Origin of the sequence: Candidatus Palauibacter scopulicola (genome assembly GCF_947581915.1) — a bacterium.
Lineage (GTDB): Bacteria > Gemmatimonadota > Gemmatimonadetes > Palauibacterales > Palauibacteraceae > Palauibacter > Palauibacter scopulicola.
The window spans coordinates 1-16,350 of the sequence record NZ_CANPWG010000013.1; the positions used below are offsets into that span (position 1 = coordinate 1).

Genomic DNA, 16,350 nt, shown 5'->3' on the forward strand with positions numbered 1-16,350 from the left:
AGCGGGGGCAGGATTCGAACCTGCGACCTTCGGGTTATGAGCCCGACGAGCTACCAGACTGCTCCACCCCGCAGCGCGACCCGCAGGATACAAACGCATGCGGGAGGTGTCAACCTCGAAACCACTTCGGCAGGGCTCCGGCCCGCGGCTTCAAGCCGGGGGCGCGGGGGCTATGCCGTAGCCGAGCCGCCGCCCCAGCCGCGCGGGTCCGGTCCCCCCGACAGTCGCCCGGTGTCCGGGTCGATTCCGACGGCGTGGAGTTGCGCGACGAAGGCGTCGTTCGCGACCTCCAGGCCGCGTCCCTCCAACTCCTCCTTCAGGTGATGAAACAGCTGCGGCTCCAATTCGAGCAGGTGGTCCTCCCAGTGCCAGCGCGGGACGGAGACGGCTTCGAGCGCCGACATGCCGAAGTCGACCGTGTTGCTGATCGTGTGCTGGACGGCGCCCAGGATCCGGGTGCCGCCCGCCGCGCCCGTGACGAGGATGGGCTGCCCGTCCCGCAGCACGATGGCCGGCGAGATCCCGGTGATCCGCGCCTTGCCGGGTGCGATGCTGTTGGGACGTCCGGCCACCGGGTTGAACTGGAACATGCAGTTGTTCCAGGTGAAGCCGAGCCCTTCGGTCACGACCCCCGAAGCGGAGCCCAGCGTGTGCGTGAGCGCCACGCAGTTCCCGGCCCGGTCGGCGGTCGAGAGGTGCGTCGTGTCGGGTCCCTCCGGCGGCTCCTCGACGACGTCGGGCGGGAGTTCGCGCCGGTCGATGAAGCCCCTCAGTTCGGCGGCGCGGTCCTTCGACACGAGGATGTCCGTCGGGTCGTCGATGAACTTCGGGTCGCCGTGGTACCGGCGCCGGTCGATGAAGGAGAGGATCTGGGCGCGGCCCAGGAGTTCGACGTGCTCCGCCTTCCCGTGTTCGAGACCCGGCACGTCGTAGCCCTCGAGGAGGTTCAGGATCTCGATCACCTGGGCGCCGCTGCCGGGCAGGGCGTTCGAGAACACGTCGTGGCCGCGGTACGTGCCGTGCACCGGTTCGTAGACGTCGGGGGTGTACGCCTCGAGGTCGGCCATCGCGAGCAGGCCCCCGTTGCGCTCGAAGTCCGCCGCGATGCGTTCGGCGATCTCGCCGCGGTAGACGACATCGGCGCCGCCCTCGGCGATGAGTTCGAGCGTGCGGCCGTAGTCCCGCTGCACGAGCCGTTCCCCCGCCCGCCACGGCACGCCGTCGTTGAGGAAGATGCGCGCGGAGGCCTCGGTCGTGCGGACCTTGGTAAAGAACGGGACGACGCCCGAGGATGACTCAGTCCGCGTCGTGAAGCCGCGCGCCAGGGCGCCGGGGATCTCGAAGCCATCGTACGCGAGCCGGATCGCCGGCTCGACCAGTTCGGCCCACGGCCGGGTCCCGAACCGGCTCCACGCCTCCCACAGACCGGCGATCGTGCCCGGCGTGACGACCGACTTGTAGCCGATCTGGTTGATGTCGTCGCGCACCTTCCAGCGGTCGGCGTGGCCGTAGATCCGCCCCTCGAGGGCGCTGCGGTAGATGTCGGGCGTCGCCCGGCTCCCCGCGCGCCCGTGGAAGTCGATGGAGGTGGCGCGCCGCGTGTTCGCGTCGTACACGACCATGCAGCCGAAGCCGCCCACGCCGGCGGAGAACGGCGTCGTGATGAACTGGGCGAACGCCGTCGCGATGGCCGCATCGATCGCGTTGCCCCCGAGCCTGAGGGCCCCGACCCCGGCCTCGACCGCGATCGGCCCGCGCGCCACGACGATCCCGCCCCCGGCGTCTCGCGCCCCGTCGTGCGGCGCTCCGTCGTCCGATGCGCTCGCGGCGGTCCCCTCGCCACCCGGACCGCACGCGCCGAGCGAGCCCGAGGCGACGGCCCCCACTCCGGCCGCCGCCGTCGCGATGAAAGCTCTTCGTGACTGAACATCCGCGGGCCGGACATCGCTTCGGTCGGTCTTCACGTGACGGCTCCCTGTTGGCGGCGCCCCGTGGCGACCCCCGGTGGCGGCGCCCGGTGGCGGCGTTTCGCCGCGGGCTGTTAAGGTTCGGCCATCAGCGTGGCGCACGACGCGCGGCACGCGGCCAAACCCGATGATGGCCGATCCCGATTGAAGATATACACGAAAGGCGGGGATGGAGGGGAGACCGGTCTCCTCGGGGGCGCACGGGTCCCGAAGGACGACGCGCGGGTCGCGGCGTACGGCACCGTCGACGAACTCAACGCCGCGATCGGGGTGGCGCTCGCCCTCGACCCGGCCGCCGCGACGCTCCGCGATTCCCGGCCGGCACTCAGGGCTGTTCAGGAGGACCTGTTCACGATCGGGGCCCGCCTCGCCGCCGCCAATCCCGGCCGGTTGCTGCGGAAGGGAACGATTTCCGCGCTCTCCGCCGACCGGATCGACGCGCTGGAGGCCTGGATCGACGCGCTGGACGCCGAGCTTCCCGCGCTCGAGGCCTTCGTTCTGCCTGGCGGGTCGCCCCTCGCCGCGCAGTTGCACGTCGCGCGCACGGTCTGCCGGCGGGCGGAGCGGGGCGTCACCGCCCTCCTCGACGAGCAGCCGGACCTCGCCGAAGTCGTCGTCCCCTACATCAACCGGCTCTCCGACCTGCTGTTCACCCTCGCCCGGGCCACGAACCGGCGCGCCGGCCGCGACGATGCGATGTGGCTGCCCCAGCGCCAGCGGGATGAAGCGGGATGAAGGCTGGCGCTGAAGACGCGATGGAGACCGTGAGGCGCACCCCGTTTCGACTTGCGCCGCCGGGCGCGGACCTGCGCGGCGACTACTGGTCGACCGCTCGGCCCGCCGGCGGCGCTTCCCCCGCGTACGGCACTTCCCTCGCAGATGACGCGGCGATCGTCGTCTGCCACGGCTTCAAGGGGTTCAAGGACTGGGGCTTCTTCCCCCATCTCTGCGAACGACTCGCGGAGCGGACCGGGATCCCCGTCGTCTCCTTCAACTTCGACGGCTCCGGCGTGCGCGACTCGGACTTCGATGACCTGGAGGCCTTCAGCCACAACACCTTCTCACGCGAACTGTGGGACCTGGAGGCCATCCTCGATGGACTCGCGAGCGGTCGGCTCGGAGACGTCAGGGTTGTCCCGGCCACGCGCTTCGGCCTGCTCGGACACAGCCGGGGCGGCGCGACCTGCATCCTGAAGGCGGGCCTCCGGTCGCAGGTCCGGGCACTCGTCACGTGGGCCTCGATCTCGTCGGTCACCCGCTACGAGAGCTTCGCCGACCGGTGGGACGCCGGGGAAACCGTGATCATCCCCAACGCGCGCACGAAGCAGGACATGCCGCTCGAGCGAAATGTGCTCGACGACATGCGCGCGAACCGGGAGCGCCTCGACGTGCTCGCCAGCGCCGCGAGCCTGCGGATTCCGGTCACCGTGGTGCACGGGACAGCCGACGAGTCCGTGCCCTTCAGCGACGCCTGGCGGATCGCCGACGCGGTGGGTGACCTCGCGCGGCTCGTCGGGGTAGAAGGGGGTACGCACACGTTCCAGGCGGGACACCCGTTCGCGGGGACGACACCGCAACTCGACGAGGCGATCGACGCCTCGGTCGAACTGTTCACGCGCGCGCTGAAACGAGACGAATGACTCAAGGTCTGTGGATCGAGGGGCGAAGATCGGGACTCGCGGCGGCGATGGCGGCCGTCCTGGCGGCCGGACTCGCGACGGGGGGCTGCCGCATCGTGCGGCTGGACGGCAACGGCGCTCCGGTGGCGGACGAGGGGCCCGATCTCGCCGAGCAGGTCGCCTCCCTGCTCGACCGGCAGGCGGCGGCGTGGAACGGGGGCGACCTTGAGGGCTTCATGAGTGCCTACTCTCCATCTCCCACGACGACCTACATCGGATCGACGGGACTCATCGAAGGCTACGACGGGATTCGGGAGCGATACGCTCCGGGATTCGCGCCGAGCGCGGCGCGTGACAGTCTCCGCTTCGAGGACCTGCGGGTCCGGGAGGTGGATGAGCGGGTCGGTGTCGCGACGGCGCGCTACGTCCTCGAACGCGAGGGGACGGTCACCTCGACCGGGCCGTTCACGCTCGTCCTGCTGAACCTGGAAGGGGCGTGGCTCATCGTCCATGACCAGTCGGCCGAAGACGGCGGGAGCTGACGACCGATGCGAACCTTCGACTACATCATCGTGGGGGGCGGCCTCGCGGCGGTCTCGGCGGTGGACGGGATCCGGGAGATCGACCGAGAGGGCTCGATCGCCATGTTCGCCGAGGAGGCGGACCCACCCTATCACCGGCCTCCCCTGTCGAAGGAGTTCCTGCAGGCCGAGGGGGCGCCGCGGACCCTGCTGCACGTGAAGCCGGTGCGCTGGTTCGAGGAGCGGGCGGACGGGCTCAAACTGTTCACGGACGCGCCGGTGACGCGCCTGGATGCTCGCTCCATGACGGTCCACACGGCTGGCGGCGACGCGATTCGAGGCGGCCGCATTCTGATCGCCACGGGCGGGCGGGCGAAGCGGCTCGAGGTGCCGGGAAGCCACCTCGCGGGCGTGTCGACGCTGCGCACCGCCGCCGACTCCGAGCAGCTGCGCGAGATGGCCCGCGGGGCGTCGCGCGTCGTGCTCGTCGGCGCCGGCTTCATCGGGATGGAACTGGCCGCATCGCTGTCGAGGTTCGACGTCGATGCGATCGTCGTTGAGGTGGAGCCGCGGGTCTGGGCTCGGGTCTTCCCCGAGGCGATCGCGGGGTTCCTCCGCCGCTACTTCGAGGAGCGCGGCGTGGGCTTCATGATGGGCTCGAGCGTGGCCGCCTTCGATGGCGAGGGACGCCTTGCGCGGGTCGTGCTCGACAGCGGCGAGGAGATTTCGACCGACCTCGCGATCGTGGGCGTCGGGATGTCGCCGAACGATGAACTCGGCGCCGAAGCGGGCCTCGCGGTCCAGGACGGGATCGTGGTGGACGGGTTCGCGGAGACGACGGCCGCCCACATCTACGCGGCGGGCGACGTGGCCCGCTTCCCGGATCCCGTGGGAGGCGAACTCTCGCGCCTCGAGCACTGGGACCACGCCCGCGCCCACGGGCGTCACGCGGGCCGCAACATGGCCGGCGCCAGGGAGGCCTTCGACCACCTCTCCTATTTCTTCACGCACGTGTTCGATCTCAGTATCAACGTGTTCGGAGAGACCGCCGAAGTGGACCGCACGATCGTCTCCGGCGAACTCGGCTCCGGCCGCTCGATCGTGTACTGCGTGACGGACAACCGGCTCACCGGCACGATCCTCATCAACGCGACCGGCGCCATGGAGGACTGCCGGGCGCTGGTGCGCGCGCGCCCCACAGTCGAGGATCTGTTGAAGGAATTCGAGAAGCCGGGCGTGCGCCCCGGCGAACTCGTCGGATAGGCAGGGTGGTCGGAAGGCGGGGCGGTCGGACCGTGGCTCGGGTGAGAAAAACCGTCGAAAGGTGACGAAACAGATGGAAACGAAGGATACGGGGGATACGAGGGATCCGATGGACGGCATGGGCTCGGCGGACGAGGCGTCGGGGGTGGCGCCCGAGATCGAGGAGCAGGTGCGGACGGCGCTTCGCACCGTGACGGATCCCGAACTCGGAATCAACATCGTGGACCTCGGGCTCGTGTACGATGTCGAGGTCGAGGAGGGCGAGGCGAAGGTCACGATGACGCTGACGAGCCCCGGCTGCCCCGCGGGCGGACAGATTCTCGGGGGCGCGAAGGACGCGGCGGAGACGGTGGACGGGGTGGAGGAGGCGGTCGTGAGCCTCGTGTGGAAGCCGTTCTGGACGCCCGAGAGGATCGATCCGGCCGTGCGGGCGATGATGGGCTTCTGACGGTGTCCGGATTCTGACGGCCCCGCGGGTCTGACGATGCTCCTGCGGCTCTTCCTGCTGTTTACGATCGTCCCCGTCGTGGAGCTTGCGCTCCTCATTCGAATCGGCGGCCTGCTCGGGCTCGGGCCGACGCTCCTGCTCGTCATGGGGACGGGGTTCGCCGGCGCGTGGCTGGCGCGGCGCGAAGGTCTTAGGGGCTGGCTGGCCGTCCGTGACGAGCTCCAGGGCGGCGCGCTTCCGGGCGAATCGCTCGTCCATGCGCTCCTGATCCTCGTCGCGGGCATCGTGCTCATCACCCCGGGTGTTATTACGGACATCGCCGGGATCCTGCTGCTCATCCCGCCGGTGAGGCGGCGCCTCATCGCCCGGGTCCGGGATCGGCTCAGCGCCCAGATCGAGCGCGGCACGATCCAGGTGATGAGCGGATCGGGCGGCGGGTTCAGCGGCCTGTACGGCAACTTCGGCGCGCGCCCCGGGACCGGCGGAGCGGGTCGCGGCCGCGGGCCGCGGTCTTCGCGGCGGGAGATCATCATCGAGGAGAGCGAGCCGGACGGCGACTGACGCCCGGGACGGGGCCCAAAGACTATGGAGGTGCGGCAATGGAGCACGAGGACATCGAACGGGGTCGGGTACTGACGCGGCGCGAGGTTCTCGCCGCGCTCGGCGTCGGCGGGGGGGCGCTGGCCGCCGGTCGGTGGGTTCTGGGAACGGGCACCCCTCTCGCCGCCCAGGCGGACGGGATCGCCCGCGCGCTGCCCGCCTGCGTGGCGAAGCCCGAGCAGACCGAAGGGCCGTTTTTCGTCGACGCGCGGCTCGGGCGTTCGGACATCCGGTCCGATCCGTCGACCGGCACGGTGAGCGAGGGCATCCCGCTGACGCTCCGGTTCAACGTCTCACAGATTTCCCAGGGCGACTGTGCGGCGCTGCCCGGCGCGCTGGTCGACGTGTGGCAGTGCGACGCCGACGGCGTGTACTCGGGCGTGGAGGACGACGGCGCCCCCGAATCGGCGAGGGACCGGCATTTCCTCCGGGGCTATCGGCACACGGACGAGGACGGCGTGGCCCGGTTCACGACGATCTATCCGGGCTGGTACCGCGGGCGCGCGGTCCACGTACACTTCAAGGTGCGCACCGACGTTTCCGGGCAGCCGTACGAGTTCACCTCGCAGCTCTACTTCGACGAGGCGCTCACGGACCGCGTGCACGCGCAGGCGCCGTACGCGGCGCGCGGACAGCGCCCCGTGAACAACGCGGACGACGGCATCTTTCGCCGCGACGGTGGCGAGCGCCTGATGGCCCAGGTGAGCGAGACGGACCACGGATACGCCGCCACCTTCGACCTGGGCCTCGATCTCACGGACGCCGAGACCGGCCAGCCCGACGGCCGCAGCGGCAGACGCGGGGGAGCCGGGCGGCCCGGGCTGGGCTGAGGGCCGCTCGCCCGGCGCACGCGCCCGGCCGCCGGCGCTTGCAAGGCGGGGCGCCGGAATCGACCTTTCGAGCATGAAGAGCATGAAACAGTCCGCCGGCGTCATCGGCGCCGGCACCGTCTTCGCGATCTCCCTCGGATCGCTCGTGTCGGGCGAGGCGCGGGCCGCCGGGCCGAGCGACATCCCGGCTCCGATGGGGACGGCGCCCTGGGTCGACGCGTCCCCCCGGGTCGGCACCTGCCTCGTCACGCCCGAAGTGGTTCCGCTCTCGGGCACGCAGAGCGCGCCCGGGAGCCGCGGGTCGATGACGCTCACGCAGCCCGGCTCACCGTTCGAGATCACCGTGGACGACGGCGGTTTCCAGACCTTCGACATCGAGATCCAGGTCGACCGGCTGCGCCGCCGCGGCGGGGCGGTCTACGTCGCGTGGGCCGCGAAGCCGGAACTCGACGAGTGGGTGCAGCTCGGCACGCTCGGCGAGGAGAACCGGCTCACGGCGCGGGTCGCATGGAACCAGTTCCTCGTGTTCGTGAGCGAGGAGGCGTCGGCCGCTGTCGAGCGCTGGCAGGGGCCGATCGTGCTCACCGGCCTCTCGCCCTCCGGCCGGCTGCACACGATGGCCGGGCACGGCCCGTTCGAGGCCATGAACTGCCAGCTCTACTTCTGAGCCAGCGATAGCGAGCCGGCCGGGACCGTGATGCCGCGCGGTACGATCAGCAGACCGGGCGGGCGGCTGGCCCGTCGCCTTGCCGCCGGCGCGGTCTTCCAGGCGGTCTTGTGGCTGGGCGGCGCACCGGCATCGGGGCAGCAGCACGCGGGCCACATGATGGCGACGGACAGCATGGGGGCCGTGTGGCGCATGCCGCCGCAGCCGATCCCGATGCCGATGATGCTTCCGGGTCTGATGGGCGCGGTCCCTGCGGTGACTCCGTATCTGCCCGACCCCGGCCACGACCCCGCGATGCTCCCGGAGGCGGTCCTCCGCGAGGTCGTGGAGATGGCCGACGGCGACACGCTCCGCCTCGAGGCCGGGTTCGTCCGGCGCACGATCGGGATGCGAACCTTCACGATGTACGGCTTCAATGGACAGTACCCCGGGCCCCTCATCCGCGTCCCGCAGGGCGCGGAGATCATCGTCCTGTTCACGAATCACATCGACCTGCCGACGGCGGTCCACTGGCACGGCCTGCGGCTCGAGAACGAGTTCGACGGCGTGCCCGGCCTCACCCAGGACCCGGTCGAGCCGGGCGAGTCGTTCATGTACCGGGTCTACTTCCCCGACGCCGGCCTCTACTGGTATCACCCGCACCACCGCGAGGACATCCAGCAGGACCTGGGCCTGTACGGGAACATGGTCGTCGACGCGCCCGCGCCGGATTACTACGGCCCGGCGAACGGCGAGGACTTCCTCATGCTCGACGACCTGCTCGTCGATGAGGGGGGACTCTTTCCCTGGGGACGCGAAGCCGCCGTGCAAACGTTGATGGGCCGGTTCGGGAACCAGTTGCTCGTGAACGGCGAGCCGCGCTGGGAGGCCACGGTCCGCCGTGGCGAGGTCCGCCGGCTCTATCTCACGAACGTCGCGAACACGCGCACCTTCAACCTCGTCCTGGAGGGCGCGGAGATGAAGCTGGTGGGGGCGGACGTGAGCAAGTTCGAGCGCGAGAGCTTCGTCTCCAACGTCGTCCTCGCCCCCGCCCAGCGGTACATCGTCGACGCGCGTTTCGACGAGCCCGGCACGTACGCGCTCCTCAACCCGATCCAGGCCATCGACCACTTCAACGGCCGCTTCTATCCGCAGACGGACACGCTCGGGATCGTCACCGTCCTCGACGAGCCGGTCGCGGAGGACCACGGGGACGCGTTCGCCACGCTGCGCGAACACGCGGACGTCATCGAGGACATCGACCGTTACCGCGCCGAGTTCAACCGCCCCGTCGACCATGAGATCGAACTCACGGCACGCGTGGGGGACCTGCCCAGCGACATCGTCGCCGTGATGGCGATCGACACGCTGTACTTCCCGCCCGTCGAATGGACGGACGCGATGCCGATGATGAACTACCTCTCCACGTCGGAGAACCTGACGTGGATCATGCGCGACACGCGCACAGGGAAGGAGAACGGGGACATCGACTGGCGCTTCACGGAAGGGGACATCCTCAAGATCCGGATCCACAACCTGCGCCGCTCGTTCCACCCCATGCAGCACCCGATCCACATCCACGGGCAGCGCTTCCTGATTCTCTCGAGGGACGGGGTGCCGTCGGACAATCTCGCCTGGAAGGACACGATGGTGATCCCGGTCGGGTCGACGTTCGACATCCTGCTCGAGGCCTCCAACTCTGGCCGCTGGATGGCGCACTGCCATATTGCGGAACATCTGGAGGCCGGCATGTCCATGGTGTTCACGGTGGACCCCGGCTAGCAGTCCGCGGGCTGCCCGCTCGAAAACGGAGGAAAGCATGAAGGTTGGAAATCGGACCCTGACACTCTTCGCGGTCGCCGTTCTCGGCGCAGCGTTCGTCGCCCCGGCGGCGCTCGGCGCCCAGGCGATCGACGTCGTGGAGCGCGGCAGCCGGAACATGGAAGTGCTCGGACACGTCCCGCTCGGCCCGCGGCTCAGCATCGCGGACATGGACATCGAGCAGGAGATGCACCGGCCGTACGCGTACGTGGCGCGCATGCAGTACGGGCCGGTCGGTCCGAAGGGGCTGGACATCGTCTCGATCGAGGACCCGGAGAACCCCGAGGTGCTCTACGAGTGGCGGATCGAAGACCAGGATCTCCACCAGCGCACGGGCGGGATGGACGTGAAGCACTTCAAGTGGGGCGACCGCTACTACGTCGTGCAGTCGCTCCAGTTCGGGCAGGGCGGCCCGGACTCCGACATGGGGGCCGTCGTCCTCGACGTCACGGGACTGCCGGACGCCTCCACCGTGCGTGAGGTGGCCCGCATCCGGGAGCCCGAGCTTCCGGGCGGCTTCCACAACATCTTCGTCTACAAGCACTCGAACATGAACGTCTACCTCGTGGCCACGGTCTCCGGACCGTACGCGGCCGTCTACGACCTCGGGGCCCTCGTCGAGGGGCGGGGCGATCAGATGGTGGCGCAGATCCCGGTCCCGGATCAGGGGATGACGGGGAACCGGCGGCGGGGCTACCACGATTTCTATCTCGGCTATCACCCGGAAACGGGGACGGACCGCTTCTACGGCGGCGGCACCGGCGGCTACTACATCTACGACGTGACGGACCTCGGGAGTCCCGAGCTTCTGACGCAGATCGTCGGCGTCTCCGGCATCCGCAGCGGCCACACGTTCACACCCACGCCGGACGGCAACTTCGCGATCGCGGAAACGGAGTATCAGTACGCGCCGCTCCGGATCTTCGACCTCCGGCCGGGGCTGAACGGCGAGGTGTCCGCCATCAACCGCCCGATCGCGGCGTGGACGGCGAACTGGAAGAACCTCGTCCACAACCACGAGGTGCGTTGGCCGCTCGTGTTCGTGTCCGGGTACCTGGATGGGCTCGTCGTGTTCAACATGATGGACCCGGAGAATCCGATCACGGTGGGCCACTACGACACCTACCTGGGGCCGCCGAACGTCGACCGGACGCCCGTCTTCAACGGCACGTTCGGGGTCGATGTCCGGAACGAGGACGGACTCATCGTGGTGAGCGACATGACGACGGGTCTGTGGACCTTCCGGATGGAGGGCTTCCAGGGGTGGAACGGCGACGACTGGGGCATGCCGAACATCTCGAGCGCCCAGGACTGGGACAACGGGCCCGCCGGCGCGGCCGGGCGCATCACGACGGATCAGCAGCAGGGCGACTGACGCCGGCGGCATGAGCGCCCGGCCACGGCTCCTCGTGGTCGGGAGCCCCTCACTGGACCTCCTGCACCTCGGCGGCCGCTCCGTGCGGTCCGCCGGGGGCGCGGGACTCTACACGGCGCTCGCGGCGCAACGGGTCGGGGCCGACGTCACGGTCGTCGCGCCGCGGCCCGATCCCATGCCGGCGGAACTCGATCCGGCGGACCGCATCCTCGACTGGCGCGGGCCTCCCGTCCCGCCGTCGGCACTCCCCCACTTCGAGATCGAGTACTTCCCCGACGGCCGGACCGTCTATCGCCGGGCGGTGCGCGGTTCCGAGGGGGACATCCGTTACGGCGACATCCCCGACGCGGGGCCGGGCGCCTTCGCCTACGTCGTCCCCCTTCTCGACCCGGAGCTGCAGCTGGGGTTTGCTCGGCGGCTGGCCGAGGCGGGCGTGCGCGTGGGGTGCGGGACGTACGCGCCGGGGATCCGCGCGCACCGGGAGGTCGTCTCGCGGGTGGTGGAGGCGTCCCACTACTTCTTCTGCAACGAGGAGGAGGCCGGTCTCCTCTTCGGGTCTCTCGACCAGGTGGCGGTCCCGCCGGGGCGCGTGGTTTTCGTTACCCGGGGACCGCGGGGGGCTCGTGTCGTTCTGGGCGACCACTCGATCGATGTCCCCGCCCCCGAGGTCGAGGAGGTGGATCCCACGGGCGCCGGCGACACCTTCTGCGGGACGGCGCTGGCCCAGGTGGCGGCCGGAGACCATCCCGCCATCGCCGCGCGCGTCGCGGCGGCCTGCGCCGCGCAGACGGTGACGGGCATCGGTCCGGCGCCGCTCCTCGCGGACGGCCCGCCGCCGACGGTGCCGCGGGATGCTCGGGTCCGCCTCGACGGGGATCGTATCCGGCGGGTGGCCGCGGTCATCGCGACGGCCCCCGAGGCGGCGGCGTTCGCCTTCACCGGACCCGACTTCCCCGAACCCGGCGATCCGGCGGCGCTCGATTTCTTCTTCGCCGGGACCGTGCAGCAGTTCGGTTTCTGGCACGAGCGCGAGGGTCGCTACCGGGAACCCATGATCGCCTCTCTGGGGGGCCGGGCCCTCAAGGGGAGCGACTACCTGTGGGCAACCTACCTGCGCTGGGCCCGCGAGGCGCCGGACGCACTCACGCCCGCCGGCCAGGCCATCCTCGACGACGCGGCGTTCGACCGCCACCTCCGGGACGACGGAGGAGGCAACCCGCTCCCCGCCGGCGCCCTCCATCCGGGGTGCGCGCGGGCCTACGGCCGCGACATGCTGGGTCTCGGCCTGACGCCGGCGTCGCTCCTGGCCGAAGCCAACGTCACGGAGCGGCCCCTCGCCCGCTTTCTCGCGCGCCTCGACGCGGTCGGCGGCTACAAGGAGGACCCGTGGCGGAAGAAGTCCGCCCTCCTCGCGGCGATCCTCAGCCAGCGCCCGGAACGCTTCCTGCGGCTGGGGGAGGCGGAGGACGTGCCGCCGATCGTCGACTACCACTGCCAGCGCAGCTGCCTCCGGCTCGGCGTCGTGTCCGTGGACGACGAGCTGCTGGCCGCGAAGCTCGCGAAGCGGGAGGTTGTGAGCGCGGAAGAGGAGGAGGCCGTGCGCGCCGCCTGCTACGAGGCGGTCGGAGAGATCCGGCGCCTGAGCGGGCGCTCCATGGGGGCGGTGGACTGGTTCTTCTTTCAGAACCGGACCCGCTGCCCGGAGATGACGGAACCGGACTGCGCGGCGTGCCCCGCGGATCCCGTCTGCGGGCACCGCACCCGACTCTTCCAGCCGGTGTTTCGCACGACCGCGTATTGAGTGTCCGGACGCGCCATGCACGACCAACCGGACGAAGGACGACCCACCACAGGAATCGGGAGAATCTCATGAGAAAGCTCGGAGTGACGTCGCTTCTCGCCGCGGCGATGCTCGTCGCGCCCGCGTACGCCGCCGCACAGGATGACGCCGAAGCGGGGGCGGTCGCGGCGGTGCAGGCGTTGTTCGACGCCATGGCGGCCCGCGACGGCGATGCGATCCGCGGCCTGCTGACCGCGGGCGCCACCTTCGTGGCAACGGCAGAGACCCCGGACGGGGTACAGGTCCGGGAGAGCACCGGCGCCGAGTTCGCGGCCTCCATCGGTCAGCCCGGCCCCGCCCTGCTCGAACGGATGTGGGATCCGCACGTGATGATCGAGGGTCCGATCGCCGTCGTGTGGACGCCGTACGACTTCCACGTGGACGGCGAGTTCAGCCACTGCGGCATCGACGCGGTCAGCCTCGTGCACTCGAGCGACGGCTGGAGGATCTCGAGCATCGCCTACACGCGCGAAACGGAGAACTGCGAGCCGAGCCCGCTCGGCCCCCCGGGCGGTTGACGCCGACGCCCAGCCCGTTGGAGGCGTTCCCGCGGGAACGTCTCAGTCGATGACGACCTCTACGTCGCTCGTGAAGAGGCTCCTGGCCGTCGCGATCCCGGATCCGGCCAGCACGAGGGTCAGCAGGGCGGCGATCAGGAGCAGGTTGAACTCGTAGCCTCCCTGGCCCGGGCCCACGACGTAGAAGCCGTTGGCCAGGTGTACCAGAAAGATCCCCGCCACCATGTGCGCGGCGAGGAGCAGTGAGAAGGGCGTCACGAACAGGCCCGCGATCAGGCACGCGCCGCCCAGGGTCTCGGCGAGCGCGATCCCCCACGCGGCGACCCCGGAGAGCGGGATTCCGATCGATCCGAGGAAGACCGCGGTGCCCTCGATGCCGCCGGCCAGCTTGGGCGCGCCGTGCATCACGAAGATCAGACCGATCACCACGCGGAGGATGGCCAGACCGAGACCGGGGTTTCTGCCACCGAGCATCGTGCCTCCTTTGGTGTGACACCACACGGCTTACGCCGTCAGGCCAGCAGCTATGCGGTCACCATGAGTGCGGTGCCGTACATGACGAGCAGGCCGAGGAGGAGGCCCGTGGCGTTGAGGGGAGTGAACAGGCCCTGCGGCCAGCTCTTCCGGATCAGCCGCGTGACCTCGACGATGACCTGCAGGATGGCTCCGGCCCCGAGCGCGAGGAAGAAGGTCGCCAGCGTCGGCGAATAGGAGAAGCCGCCGGCCCACGCCCCCAGGACGGTCGGGACGCCGGCGATGCCGCCCATGAAGGCGAAGTGCCGCAGCGCGGGCCGTCGGTCCGCCACGGGCGCGACAATCGCGAGCCCCTCCGTCGTGTTGTGGAGCGCGAATCCGATGACGAGGAAGCTCCCGAGCGCGATCTCGCCCAGGGAGAAGGCCGCCCCGATCGCGAGCCCCTCGCCAAGGTTGTGCAGCCCGATGCTGATGGCGATCAGGTACGCCACCGTGAGCCCGGGGCTCGCCCCGCCGCCCGCGCCCGTGGAGCCTCCGCCGCTCCTGCCGCGTCCGAGGTTCCCCAAGGCTCTGAGCCCGACGATGGCGCCGATCACCCCGACGGCGATGAGCCCGGCGGCCTGGAATCCCTCCGGCACGAGCGCCGATGCCTCGAGCGTGTCCTCGAACGCATCGACGACGAGGAACGCCAGCAGGCCCACGGTGAGGCTGAGGTAGAAGTGGATCCACTTCCGGTCGATCCGGCGCAGGAAGGGATACCACAGCAGGCCCACGAGGACCGGGATCACGCCCGCGTAGAGGCCGAGGAGGCCGAAAGTCGTCAGGTAGAGGGCGTTGGGGCGCGGCGAGAGCGTCGCCACCGCCACCTCGCGGTCGAAGGTGAGCCCGGTAGAGGTCACCAGCCGGATGACGTGGAGTTCGCCCTCCACCCAGGGATAGTCCAGTTCGAGCGTGGCCCGGGCGAGGCGCGGCAGGGTCGGATCGCCATCGATTTCGAACTGCCAGAACGCATCGTCGACGATCACCTGCGCGATGGTGGCCGCCTCGGGGCCGCCGTTCACGACGTGCAGGCGCATGACGCCGGTCTCCGGGAAGCTCACGCGCTCGATCGTGAGGTCCTCGACGGGCGGGAACGCGTCCCGGAAGGGAGCCGTGGGATCGGCGCCGAAGAAGAACGCGATGAGCCCCGCCAGCAGCGCGAGCGGGAGGAGGCCCAGGACCCAGCGCGCCGGACCGCTGCGGCGAGGAGCGGCGTCGGGCCGCTCGTCAGACATCGCGCGGCGCGGGGCCTACAGGCACGCCCTCTCCGGCGGCGAGCCGCTCGACCGCCTCGAAGAAGCCCATCCACCCCAGTTCCGCGAACTCGCTCTGGTGGGCGTGGAACATGTGCATGCCGGGGTGCTCGAGCCGGAACTCGAGGACGTGCCGCTCCCCCTGGCACAGCATGATCGTGTCCGTGAGTTCGTACTGGTCCGGCCGGGTGCCGGTCCGGAACACCTTGAACATGCCCGCGTGCAGGTGGAACGAGTTGATGAGGTCGAACTCGGTCGTGTTCACGAGATAGATGCGGCACAGGTCATCCACGCCCACGCGCACGGGATGGTGGTGGTAGTAGAACGCCGATGTGTTGACCGCGTACACCTCGTTGTCGCCGTCCAGGTTGCTGTCGAACGCGTTCATCACCATGACCATCTCCCGCGCCGGCTCCCGGCCTTCGGGCGGATCGACGATGAACGTCCCGTACAGACCCTTATGGATGTGCCGCTTGAGCGGCATCGTGTGGCAGTGGTACAGGTGGAGGCCGAATGGCTTCGCCTCGAACTCGTAGGTGAAACGCTGCCCCGGCTCCACGATCGGCTCGAAACCGTCCATCTCCGGCGGGTGCGTGCCGTGGAAGTGGATGGTGTGGGGGTGCGAGCCCGCGTTCGTGAACTCGACCTGGAGGATGTCCCCCTCGGTGCAACGCAGCGTCGGGCCGGGCACCTGCCCGTTGTAGGTCCACGCCGGGAAGAAGACGCCGGGCGCGATCTCGATCTCCCGGTCGAGCGCCACCATCTGCCAGCGGCGCACGACGCGCCCATCGGCCCGGGTCGTGACCTCTCCGTAATCGAAGTCGGTCAGGAAGGCCGCCGGATCGAACGGCCCATCGGGCCCGGGCATGCCGACGATCCCCATCGCCTCCTGGTGCGCCGCGTGCGAGCCCGCCGCGGCGTCAGCCGTTCCCGGCTCGCGCGGCAAGGCGCCGCTGGCCGCCAGCGCCGCAGCCGCGCCGCCCCGGGAGGCAAGATCCAGCACCGTCGCGCCCGATACGCCGGCAACCCCCGCCGCACCAAGCTTCAGCCAGTCGCGCCGACTCAACCTCTCCGGCTTCACTCGTCCTCCGAATTTCCCGCGAACACCCGTCCGGACCGCGGCCCGGGACCGATTT

Annotated in this window: 16 protein-coding genes; 12 read left to right on the top strand and 4 right to left on the bottom strand. The window is 70.2% G+C overall.

Going from position 1 to position 16,350, the window contains the following annotated elements; genetic code table 11:
• Positions 1–170: 170 nt before the first annotated feature.
• Positions 171–1,964, bottom strand: a complete 1,794-nt coding sequence (gene ggt / locus RN743_RS02380; RefSeq protein ID WP_310775870.1) for a gamma-glutamyltransferase — start codon at positions 1,962–1,964, stop codon at positions 171–173.
• 147 nt (positions 1,965–2,111) lie between these two features.
• Between ggt and RN743_RS02385 the strand changes: the two genes are divergently transcribed.
• The 12 genes from RN743_RS02385 (at position 2,112) to RN743_RS02440 (ending at position 13,448) form a co-directional block, all read left to right on the top strand.
• Complete coding sequence (locus RN743_RS02385; RefSeq protein ID WP_310775872.1) at positions 2,112–2,702, top strand: cob(I)yrinic acid a,c-diamide adenosyltransferase; 591 nt, start codon at positions 2,112–2,114, stop codon at positions 2,700–2,702.
• Positions 2,699–3,607, top strand: coding sequence for an alpha/beta hydrolase (locus RN743_RS02390; RefSeq protein ID WP_310775874.1), 909 nt, complete (start codon positions 2,699–2,701; stop codon positions 3,605–3,607). The genes RN743_RS02385 and RN743_RS02390 overlap by 4 nt, the downstream gene beginning before the upstream one ends.
• Entirely contained in the window at positions 3,604–4,128 is a 525-nt protein-coding gene (locus RN743_RS02395; RefSeq protein ID WP_310775876.1) for a nuclear transport factor 2 family protein, read from the top strand. The genes RN743_RS02390 and RN743_RS02395 overlap by 4 nt, the downstream gene beginning before the upstream one ends.
• 6 nt (positions 4,129–4,134) lie before the next feature.
• Positions 4,135–5,370, top strand: coding sequence for an FAD-dependent oxidoreductase (locus tag RN743_RS02400; RefSeq protein WP_310775878.1), 1,236 nt, complete (start codon positions 4,135–4,137; stop codon positions 5,368–5,370).
• Between the two features lie 73 nt (positions 5,371–5,443).
• Positions 5,444–5,818, top strand: coding sequence for a metal-sulfur cluster assembly factor (locus RN743_RS02405; protein ID WP_310775880.1), 375 nt, complete (start codon positions 5,444–5,446; stop codon positions 5,816–5,818).
• A 36-nt stretch (positions 5,819–5,854) separates the two neighbouring features.
• Entirely contained in the window at positions 5,855–6,379 is a 525-nt protein-coding gene (locus RN743_RS02410; RefSeq protein ID WP_310775882.1) for an FxsA family protein, read from the top strand.
• 38 nt (positions 6,380–6,417) lie between these two features.
• Positions 6,418–7,248, top strand: a complete 831-nt coding sequence (locus RN743_RS02415; RefSeq protein WP_310775884.1) for an intradiol ring-cleavage dioxygenase — start codon at positions 6,418–6,420, stop codon at positions 7,246–7,248.
• A gap of 73 nt (positions 7,249–7,321) precedes the next feature.
• Entirely contained in the window at positions 7,322–7,915 is a 594-nt protein-coding gene (locus RN743_RS02420; RefSeq protein ID WP_310775886.1) for a hypothetical protein, read from the top strand.
• A 30-nt stretch (positions 7,916–7,945) separates the two neighbouring features.
• Positions 7,946–9,676, top strand: a complete 1,731-nt coding sequence (locus RN743_RS02425; protein ID WP_310776072.1) for a multicopper oxidase family protein — start codon at positions 7,946–7,948, stop codon at positions 9,674–9,676.
• Positions 9,677–9,713: 37 nt separating this feature from the next.
• Complete coding sequence (locus RN743_RS02430) at positions 9,714–11,090, top strand: hypothetical protein (RefSeq protein ID WP_310775888.1); 1,377 nt, start codon at positions 9,714–9,716, stop codon at positions 11,088–11,090.
• A gap of 10 nt (positions 11,091–11,100) precedes the next feature.
• Positions 11,101–12,891: a carbohydrate kinase family protein gene (locus RN743_RS02435; protein WP_310775890.1), complete on the top strand. Its 1,791-nt coding sequence runs from the start codon at positions 11,101–11,103 to the stop codon at positions 12,889–12,891.
• Between the two features lie 68 nt (positions 12,892–12,959).
• Positions 12,960–13,448, top strand: coding sequence for a nuclear transport factor 2 family protein (locus tag RN743_RS02440; protein WP_310775892.1), 489 nt, complete (start codon positions 12,960–12,962; stop codon positions 13,446–13,448).
• Positions 13,449–13,490: 42 nt separating this feature from the next.
• Here the strand turns inward: RN743_RS02440 and RN743_RS02445 are convergent, their stop codons facing one another.
• From RN743_RS02445 to RN743_RS02455, 3 genes are read right to left on the bottom strand one after another with little or no spacing between them, the layout of a single operon-like run.
• Positions 13,491–13,922, bottom strand: a complete 432-nt coding sequence (locus RN743_RS02445; RefSeq protein WP_310775894.1) for a DoxX family protein — start codon at positions 13,920–13,922, stop codon at positions 13,491–13,493.
• A gap of 50 nt (positions 13,923–13,972) precedes the next feature.
• Positions 13,973–15,196, bottom strand: coding sequence for a hypothetical protein (locus RN743_RS02450; RefSeq protein WP_310775896.1), 1,224 nt, complete (start codon positions 15,194–15,196; stop codon positions 13,973–13,975).
• Entirely contained in the window at positions 15,189–16,295 is a 1,107-nt protein-coding gene (locus RN743_RS02455) for a multicopper oxidase domain-containing protein (protein ID WP_310775898.1), read from the bottom strand. The genes RN743_RS02450 and RN743_RS02455 overlap by 8 nt, the downstream gene beginning before the upstream one ends.
• Positions 16,296–16,350: the final 55 nt, after the last annotated feature.

Bases quoted from the DNA above. Each gene is read 5' to 3' on its own strand.
- RN743_RS02390 (WP_310775874.1), top strand. From the start codon at position 2,699: ATGAAGGCTGGCGCTGAAGACGCGATGGAGACCGTGAGGCGCACCCCG.
- RN743_RS02395 (WP_310775876.1), top strand. From the start codon at position 3,604: ATGACTCAAGGTCTGTGGATCGAGGGGCGAAGATCGGGACTCGCGGCG.
- RN743_RS02400 (WP_310775878.1), top strand. From the start codon at position 4,135: ATGCGAACCTTCGACTACATCATCGTGGGGGGCGGCCTCGCGGCGGTC.
- RN743_RS02405 (WP_310775880.1), top strand. From the start codon at position 5,444: ATGGAAACGAAGGATACGGGGGATACGAGGGATCCGATGGACGGCATG.
- RN743_RS02410 (WP_310775882.1), top strand. From the start codon at position 5,855: ATGCTCCTGCGGCTCTTCCTGCTGTTTACGATCGTCCCCGTCGTGGAG.
- RN743_RS02415 (WP_310775884.1), top strand. From the start codon at position 6,418: ATGGAGCACGAGGACATCGAACGGGGTCGGGTACTGACGCGGCGCGAG.
- RN743_RS02420 (WP_310775886.1), top strand. From the start codon at position 7,322: ATGAAGAGCATGAAACAGTCCGCCGGCGTCATCGGCGCCGGCACCGTC.
- RN743_RS02425 (WP_310776072.1), top strand. From the start codon at position 7,946: ATGCCGCGCGGTACGATCAGCAGACCGGGCGGGCGGCTGGCCCGTCGC.
- RN743_RS02430 (WP_310775888.1), top strand. From the start codon at position 9,714: ATGAAGGTTGGAAATCGGACCCTGACACTCTTCGCGGTCGCCGTTCTC.
- RN743_RS02435 (WP_310775890.1), top strand. From the start codon at position 11,101: ATGAGCGCCCGGCCACGGCTCCTCGTGGTCGGGAGCCCCTCACTGGAC.
- RN743_RS02440 (WP_310775892.1), top strand. From the start codon at position 12,960: ATGAGAAAGCTCGGAGTGACGTCGCTTCTCGCCGCGGCGATGCTCGTC.
- RN743_RS02445 (WP_310775894.1), bottom strand. From the start codon at position 13,922: ATGCTCGGTGGCAGAAACCCCGGTCTCGGTCTGGCCATCCTCCGCGTG.
- RN743_RS02450 (WP_310775896.1), bottom strand. From the start codon at position 15,196: ATGTCTGACGAGCGGCCCGACGCCGCTCCTCGCCGCAGCGGTCCGGCG.